Origin of the sequence: uncultured Alteromonas sp., from assembly GCF_963976965.1 — a bacterium.
Taxonomy (GTDB): Bacteria; Pseudomonadota; Gammaproteobacteria; order Enterobacterales; family Alteromonadaceae; genus Alteromonas; species Alteromonas naphthalenivorans.
On sequence record NZ_CAXBMP010000007.1, the window covers coordinates 154,828 to 163,240 of the forward strand.

The following is an 8,413-nucleotide window of genomic DNA, read 5'->3' on the forward strand; positions in this document are numbered from 1 at the left end:
ATGTACTACACGTTTGAATGAGTTAAAGGGCGCAGTTTGCAGACCATTGTTGAAGAATATTGTGGTAAGGCTTGATGAAATTCTCTTCAACAAACTTACCTTGTTGAGCCGCTAAGTGATTGCGTTCTTCTCGGTCATATTCTATTTGTGTGAGTGAATGATCTTGGTGTTTTAAATTCGGCTGATACACTCTACCTGCGACCGCGTTTGCGTTATAAATCTCAGGGCGATAAATCTTTTGGAAGGTTTCCATGGTGCTAATCGTGCTTATCAATTCAAGATTGGTGTAATCGTTTAGCAAGTCACCAAAATGATAGAATGCCAAAGGGGCAACGCTATTAGGCGGCATGAAATAGCGAACCTGCAGTCCCATCTTTTGGAAATACTGCTCGGTTAACGAAGCGCTATTAGGCTGGTATTCAAAACCTAATACAGGGTGCTGATTTTCCGTTCTTTGGTAAGTTTTGTTTTCCGACACACTCAGGCAGATAACAGGTAACTTACTGAAACTTTCTTTGTAAACGTCTGAGTTCACGAATGCTTTAAACATCTTCCCGTGCAAATCACCAAAATCATTGGGAATGCTAAACTGGTCTCGGTCTTTATTATGCTCAGATAAGATCACGCTAAAGTCGTAGTCTCGTACATAAGACGAAAAGTTGTTCCCCACAATTCCTTCAATAGTCGTATTGGTTTTGCGATCAAGAATATTGGTTTTTAGTATTTCAATGGTAGGAAAGGTACAGCCGTTACCTTCAACATCAATATCAACCGAAATGATTTCAAGCTTTGCCGAATAACGATCGCCGCTAATATTGTCCCAATACGCTAGAGCATTAAAACGATTGTCTATCATCTGTAATGCGTTTCGAAGATTATCCTGGCGTCGTCTACCTCTAGCCAAGTTAGCAAAGTTAGTAGTGATGCGTGTGTTGTCAGATGGACGGTAGTTTTCATCAAAACAAACGCGCTTAAGCGAAAAAGTAAAAGTGTTATTCATGGTGATCTGACATTCCATTTGTGAACATAAACCCAAATTTTTAGCTCAGTTCAACTGTTCTGTATTTTCTAATTAAGCGCCTAGTAGCTAATTAAAAACGAATGCAATACGTTAGTTGTGTCGAGCAGAGAAGGTTTTATACGCAGATTAACTGATGAATAAAAATGATTTAATTTCATTAAATTATGAACTTTACTCATAATTGTCAGTTTTAAGTTTTAAGTTTTAAGTTTTAAGTTTTAATTTGAATAATGACAGCGCTGCCGTAAAAGCAATCTACTTGTGTGAAGGGATGTGAAAATTCAACACTATTAGTAAAAAGAATGAATAAAAAGAATAGAGGTAAATGCTTCAAAAGCCCGAAGCAGCAGACTTATTTGCTTCGAACTTATCTGCTTCGGGTTTTGAACATTTTGAATGACAGGGTAACTATTAGTTCGCCGGGTAAAAGCGTTTTGTATTAAAGGGGATAGGGGAATACAGCCACACAGCTAATGAAGCTTTACCGTGCTTTGGTTGCACAGCATTGCTTAAATTTTTTCCCGCTGCCACAAAGACAAGGTAAGTTACGGCCGTATTTTACTTTGCCGCAGTCATCATGGAGTATCCCGTCGTGATAGCACCATTTGCCATCTTCAACAATAAAGTTCGATGTCTCATGTAACTGATATAGGTTTTTATTTTCAAAATAATAAGCCGTGAAATCTACCGTATCCGTTGCACCTTCATTAATTTGCATTATGTCCTCAGTAACCCCTTCGGCATGTTTAATAAGAGGTACATTCTGGGTTTCACCCACTTCCAGTGCAAACCACGTAGCATTAGCTGCATTTGCAGTTAATTCATTAACACTTAATTCCGGTTGACGTACTTTTGTGTAGGTAGCCAGTACATAATCGAATTGCTTACTGGCATACGCAGAAAAACGAGAGCGCATTAAATGGGCAGCAGTTTGAGGTGTGGCATGCCCTTTTAAAAAAGGTTCACAGCATGAAGAAAATGGTAAATTTGAACAGCAAAAACATCGCATAATTTTTTACAACCAAGTTAGCAGTGCACATATTGAATATATGTGCAGGTAAACGTGCACTCGGGCGCAATGCTAACGGTTAATCAAACGAATTACCATGGCCCTGCTGCAAGGTTGCCTTCATTTAACGCTGAATCTACTCGCACATTTACCAAACATACAGAATAAAGTTCGCAAAGCTTTCTGATCATATCGCTGTCGGTAGGCTGCAAATCTAAATCAATATTTTCAACATACAGTGTTTTGCACTGGCCGCCGGTTATCAGCTTGCTTATCCACTCTGGCATTTTTTCCTTTTCAGGTTTTTGTATACGAATAGCGTGGTCGACTTCTTTTGAAAATGACACTGAATCGGCTAATAGATAATTCCAGCCCTTACTCGTGCCACCTTTTCCTTCACCTGGATAGCCTTCGAAAGGTAAGGGGAGCTGTACAACGTTAGAAATAGCGGTGCTTGAAACAGACTTATTGGTCACTGAGGTACGTAATGCCTGTAAACGTGCAATTGGAGAAGTGTTCATAGCGTTACCTTTTCGTAAGTTATTTTTAAACTGGCTATCTATACAGTGTGTATGTGTATACAGTAGTTTTAAGTTGGAAGGATTGCAAGCATTAAATTGTGTTTTTTTCACACAATGTTTATTTCTTAAATGCTTTTGAATGGTTATACCGATTTGAAGAGGGAAGTGCTTCGCGCGCAAACGCTGTAATATCAATGACTACAGCGTATTGTCGTTCAAGGGTAGGCGTATAGCCACCAAAGGGTAAGCAAATTTAATGACTAAATTGGCGACTTAGGTACACTACAACCGCATAAAATTTCATTAGGGTAAACACGATGACGTGAACCTAGTAACAATAAATAAGGCATGATTTGCGGTGAGCAGTTTAATAACACTAGGGTATGTTGGTATGTTTGTTTCAGCGTTTCTTGCTGCCACAATATTACCCTTAAGTTCTGAACTGGTATTTACCACCTTGGCGCTAAACGGTTCATCTGCATTGGTGTTACTCGTTGTTGCATCTACAGGTAATGTATTGGGTTCAATCGTAAATTATGTTTTGGGCTTTCGCTTCGGCCAATTGGCAGCGACCAAGTTGCTGCGCGTTTCTCACGCCACCTTTATGCGGGTTGAAGTCATGTATAAAAAGTGGGGGAAATGGTCTTTACTGCTAGCCTGGGTGCCAATTATTGGTGACCCATTAACTCTGCTAGCAGGCACCTTACGTACGCGCTTTTGGTTTTTCTTACTGATTGTGGGAATAAGTAAAACTGCGCGATATGCCGCGCTGTTGTTTTTTATCACTCACTAAATTTGCACCAGTACTGGTTAAGTTTGTACAGCGTGTTTCCGGTTTTTATTACGAGCATGTTTTTTTCGTGCAGTAGTCACTAAACCTTTAATTCTGTTGAATAACAATACAAAGGTAAACAACCAATACCATATGGGTTCTTGCCATAGGGTTTTTTGTGACCATGAAAAATGAAGCAATGCCAAAGGTACTATTAAATAAATACTGTTATGTAAATGCTGCCAACGCTTGCCCATACAGCGACGAATTTTCTGAAAAGACGTGACTGTTAATACGAAGAGTAAAACCAAAGCGGTAAGCCCTACTACAATATAGGGCCGTTTAACCAACTCAGTAGCAATCAAGCCCATGTCTAGTTGCAGTTCGAACAGGATGTAAGTCACAAAATGCGACAGTGCATACACAAAGCTATATATCCCCAGCATTCGCCTGAATTTAATTGGCTCTGGGCTAGGCAGTATTTTTGCTAATGGGCTTAACATCAGCGTAATAAGTAAAAGGTGTATTGCCCATATACCGGTTTCGTTTAGCAACGTATCAACAGGATCGGGGCCTAAATTATCGGTGACGCCAGCGTAAAAAAGGCCAACTAAATACCCAAGTGCCAGTAAATGAATGATGCCCTTTAATGACCTGCGAGTTAAATTTGAAACACGAACGGGTTTTTTGAATATTTTCATTAGAAGTTACGGGTTAAATCCATGTTTGCATAAAGCGGCGCTACTTCGCTGTAACCATTGTACATTTCGGTAGGTATTCTATTGCGTGATAACAAGCCACCAGTGGTAATACGGCGTTCGCTAGCTTGACTCCAACGAGGGTGAGATACCTCAGGGTTCACATTAGCGTAAAAACCATATTCGTTAGACGCTAAGCGGTTCCATGTAGTCGGGGGCTGTTTATCGGTCAACCGGATACGGACTATCGACTTAATACTCTTAAAGCCGTACTTCCAAGGCACAACTAATCGAACGGGCGCGCCGTTTTGTGGTGGTAGGGTTTTACCGTAAAGTCCTACCGACATTAGCGTAAGCGGGTGCATGGCTTCATCTAAACGCAGGCCTTCAACATAAGGGTATTCAATACCACCACCCAAGAAACGGTTACGCTGCCCCGGCATTTGCTTTGGCTCGTATAAGGTTTCAAAGGCCACATATTTAGCTGACGAAAGGGGATCGGCCGCTTTTAGTAATGCGCCTAACTCATAACCAATCCAAGGGATAACCATAGACCACGCTTCTACACAACGAAGTCGATAGATTCGCTCTTCAAGAGGAAAACGTTTCATTAGATCATCAAGATTCAGTGTGAGTGGTTTGTTCACCAGCCCATCGACTTTTAACGTCCACTCAGAAGTATCAAATTCTTGCGCGTTTTTAACCGGTTCATCTTTGGCAGTGCCAAACTCATAAAAGTTATTTTAAGAAGTAGCTTTAGCTTCTGGGGTTTGTGTTTCGCTAATTTGGTACTTTTCTGGTTGGCTAAATTTGAGCGCTTGGGTTTTAAATGCTTCTGCTTTCTTTTCTTCATCTTCCCAAAACCAACCTGCTGCATTCGCGGGGTTTGAAAGTAGTGTAGAAGCACCTACAAAACCAAGAGATTTTAGTAACTGGCGACGATTAAGGTAAACACTTTCATCGGTCACATGATTGTCGGTTAACTTTACTGATGGTTTAAAAGGTTTAGACATACTTACACCATTAATTGATGAGCGCGCTTAGACATTAAGAACTGAAAAGCAGGTAACGTCGACTTCGCGCGAAGGCACCGAGGCTACATTACTTACGTGGAGACAAGGTTTTAAGATTGCACCATGTATTACGCGCGTTTTATTACACACGCGAATTTTATAAAAAATAACTACAGATTTGACGCGTATAAATGAAGACCCATTTAATAAGAAAAAAATTTCATGTATTACCAAGAACACAGCGAGACACAATGGTAAGTAAGGGATACCAATTGAACTCATTATGCTTTTTTGTGCATAGTAATCAATAGCTTTAGCTTGAGCTGAAATAGAAAAACGCGTAACTTAAATGGTTTACCTATTTTAATAACAAATATAAAAATGAAAGCCGACGAAATAGAGCAATTAGCGCTATCTGGTTCAGAAACCAGAGATGTGATCACCCCGTATGCTTTTAACGTTGACCAAGCGCTATTAGGTATCCCTCTAGCCACACCGATTAGGCGCGCACTGGCAATGATCATTGATGTCATTTTAATATTTATGGCTGCGAAGCTTAGCGCAACGTTAATTGCCTTTGTTGCTGCTATGGCTTTTTATAAAGGCACTGCACAACAATACCTTCCTAAAATGTCGCCGTTTTGGCGCAGAGCCTTAAAGCTTTTTGCGGCAAGCTTTTTATTTGTAAGCTCGCTAACGGTACTCTCGTTAGCAATAGATTTCTTTGAAGGCGATAGCGCTATACAAGGAACACAAATAAAAGAAGCAGAGCGAAAAGATGAGTTAAGTGAGCATGATAAATCAATAATACGTACCTATTTAGCGCAAACAGACGACGATAAAAACTGCGATGATATTTGCCAGAGCGCTGCTAGCGCTAGTTTAGTTGCTCAATTGCCTGAACTTGCTGAAATTGAAGGCGCTGAAAGTTCTCAATTTACGCGATCGCTATTACACTTAATGGCTATAGCAGATGAAGAATTTGATGCAGCAGAGGACGGTAAAAATACAGATTTAGCGCCAGAGAGCATTTCGGGCAAAGTTACAAATGAAAGTAGCACAACACCCGTAACCAGTATTTTGCAGTGGGGTAAAGGGATTATTCAAGACCTAGGTTTAGGTTTCGGTTGGGCTGCGGTTTATTTTACCTTGTTCTCACTGCTCTGGCGCGGGCAAACCCCAGGTAAAAAAGTATGTAATATTCGCGTGGTTTCGCTAAGCGGTGAGCCACTTGGCATGCTTGATTGCTTTGGCCGGTACGGTGGTTACGGAGCAGGTTTTGCGACGGGGTTATTAGGCTTTTTACAAGTGTACTGGGACCCAAACAGACAAGCCATTCAGGATAAAATATCTGCCACCGTGGTTATTCAGGGGAGTGTGAACCAAGTTGTAGATGCGCAAACCGTTGCAGATGCGGTTAAAGTTTAGTTCTGGTTTACGCAACTTAATAAATTTTTCCACACTCAACCTTTTTCACACTCAGCGCTACCCGTGAAAGTTATCTTGAATGCCACCTTGTCGAGGAGAAAAGAGTGTGCCGTATAAGCGTGAGGCAAATTCATCGGTCATGCCGGAAATATAGTCTGCAAGCACGCGCATTCCGTTATCTTGTTCACACGCTTTCAACCAACGCTCTTGGGTATTTTCGGGTAATAAGCGTTCGGGATCAGAGCTGAAGGCTTCTAGTAGCTCCATCACTACCATTTGGCCTTTATATTCAAGCTGCTGTACATCAGGGCGGCGAATCACTTTGTTATAAACAAAGCGCTTGAACAGTTCTAAACCATTTTCAAAGTCGGTTGGCATTTTCGCGTTATAGGCAAGCAGCGGATGCTCAAAGCCTTCTACATCCGCTATTTCTATGGCGGTAATGAAACTGTTTACCAAAGCACCAATAGCGTTTTTGCGCTCGTGATGGGCTTTGCTGAAAAGCTTATCGGTCAGTTCATCAATATTATCTGACAACCATTTTATCTCTAGTGACTTAAGCGGGAGGGTGACATCGCTAATAAAGTCTTGCCGGTTCACCATGTCCATGACAATTGCGTCTTCTAAATCGTGTATGCCATAAGCAATATCATCCGCAAGTTCCATAATCGAGCAATCAAAAGACTTGAAGCGTGTTTTACTGTGCTTGTTATCAATCTGGTTGAATGACATGAGCTTGTCTTTGTCAGAAGCGCTAAACGGCGCTAGTAACCAATCAAACAAGGGTTCATCACACCGAAACAAGCCTTTAGGCGGATGCCATTGGCTTGCTTTGACTTGGCGTAATGATGCGGGGCGCTCCCCCATAACATTAGGGGTTGTTAAGGTATCGATAAAATTGGGGTATTTCACAAGGCCCAAAACGCTTCGGCGGCACAAGTTCATGCCGTGTTCTGCAGTGTAAGGCTCTAACTGAGTAACAATGCGAAAGGTCTGGCCGTTGCCTTCAAAGCCGCCATGTTCATGCATCATATAATGAAGGGCTATCTCACCACCGTGACCGAAAGGAAATGGACACCCACTAAAAAAGATAAAAGTGTATCTATTGTTGGAAAGGTAAATTAGTATGTAATTAGATTTGGTATGAGAAATAGATGATGTATAACTTTCAAAGTGAAAAATATAAAACAAAGATGATGTGTGACGATGATGGTATTCCATTGTTGCTACCCAACTTATATTTACATTCACTTTATAAAAATAGACAAGTATACAAATTAACATGGGTAGATGGGTCTGGAAAGCGCAGAATAAAAGATGCAGAGCTTAATAAAGTAACATTATCAAAAACAAAAATTACCGAATGCTTTTACGAGTTAAGAAAGTTTCTGTTGTGGCTTGAAAGTTATTCAGAAAACTCACCTTCAATTTCTCTAAGTACACACCATAACTTACCTGAAGAAATTCTAAATTATTATATTAATAGTGTATTGATCTTGGAACGAAATACCAGCGAGAAAATGGTCGAGAAAGCAGTTTCAGGCTTGACGTATTACTACAACTATTTGGCTTTCAATGGGTTTACCAACATTAAAGAGATCCGTGTAAAAGACGATAAAAAATCTATTGCAAGGGACAATACAAAAAGAAGAAATGTAATCAAGTATCTGTCTCCACGTATGCGGGCTGAACTTTATGCCAATGCTAAAAGTCTTCGAGTAGAATGTACGTTGCGGGCAGGTGGAGAATGTGGCCTACGTACGCAGGAAAATATGGGATTATTACTTAATGACTTTAAAGTTGGTGGTCAATCATATTTAGGTCTGAAATCGTTTCTCAAGGAAATAGATACAGAATTAAAACTCAATACGCGCATAGACAAACAAAAGCAAGAGTTCAAGTATTGGCTTCAAGGTAAATATACTAAAGGCCGCAGAGGTGGTGTTGGCGG

6 protein-coding genes and 3 pseudogenes are annotated in these 8,413 nt (G+C 40.6%); 3 read left to right on the plus strand and 6 right to left on the minus strand.

The window, feature by feature from the left end; translation table 11 throughout:
- Positions 1–22: 22 nt before the first annotated feature.
- The 3 genes from AAC006_RS08235 to AAC006_RS08245 form a co-directional block, all read right to left on the minus strand.
- Positions 23–1,000 carry a DUF1852 domain-containing protein gene (locus AAC006_RS08235; RefSeq protein WP_013784331.1) on the minus strand — a complete coding sequence of 326 codons (978 nt, stop codon included), beginning with the start codon at positions 998–1,000 and terminating at the stop codon, positions 23–25.
- A 502-nt stretch (positions 1,001–1,502) separates the two neighbouring features.
- The gene (locus tag AAC006_RS08240; protein WP_126872246.1) at positions 1,503–2,030 is read right to left on the minus strand and encodes a YchJ family metal-binding protein; all 528 of its coding nucleotides are present in this window, start codon (positions 2,028–2,030) and stop codon (positions 1,503–1,505) included.
- A 92-nt stretch (positions 2,031–2,122) separates the two neighbouring features.
- The gene (locus AAC006_RS08245; protein ID WP_126872247.1) at positions 2,123–2,551 is read right to left on the minus strand and encodes a deoxyguanosinetriphosphate triphosphohydrolase; all 429 of its coding nucleotides are present in this window, start codon (positions 2,549–2,551) and stop codon (positions 2,123–2,125) included.
- Between the two features lie 391 nt (positions 2,552–2,942).
- On the opposite strand from AAC006_RS08245, the gene AAC006_RS08250 reads away from it, so the two are divergent.
- The gene (locus tag AAC006_RS08250) at positions 2,943–3,344 is read left to right on the plus strand and encodes a YqaA family protein (protein ID WP_126872259.1); all 402 of its coding nucleotides are present in this window, start codon (positions 2,943–2,945) and stop codon (positions 3,342–3,344) included.
- Between the two features lie 17 nt (positions 3,345–3,361).
- Here the strand turns inward: AAC006_RS08250 and AAC006_RS08255 are convergent, their stop codons facing one another.
- Positions 3,362–4,024, minus strand: a complete 663-nt coding sequence (locus AAC006_RS08255) for a protein-methionine-sulfoxide reductase heme-binding subunit MsrQ (RefSeq protein ID WP_126872248.1) — start codon at positions 4,022–4,024, stop codon at positions 3,362–3,364.
- A pseudogene (gene msrP, locus AAC006_RS08260) lies at positions 4,024–5,034 on the minus strand (protein-methionine-sulfoxide reductase catalytic subunit MsrP). Before msrP ends, AAC006_RS08255 begins: the two are co-directional and overlap by 1 nt.
- A gap of 381 nt (positions 5,035–5,415) precedes the next feature.
- Here msrP and AAC006_RS08265 point away from each other — a divergent pair.
- Entirely contained in the window at positions 5,416–6,462 is a 1,047-nt protein-coding gene (locus AAC006_RS08265) for an RDD family protein (protein ID WP_126872249.1), read from the plus strand.
- A gap of 57 nt (positions 6,463–6,519) precedes the next feature.
- Here AAC006_RS08265 and AAC006_RS08270 read toward each other — a convergent pair.
- A pseudogene (locus AAC006_RS08270) lies at positions 6,520–7,530 on the minus strand (anti-phage deoxyguanosine triphosphatase); the annotation flags it as partial.
- 86 nt (positions 7,531–7,616) lie between these two features.
- Here AAC006_RS08270 and AAC006_RS08275 point away from each other — a divergent pair.
- Positions 7,617–8,413, plus strand: a pseudogene (locus tag AAC006_RS08275) (hypothetical protein); the annotation flags it as partial.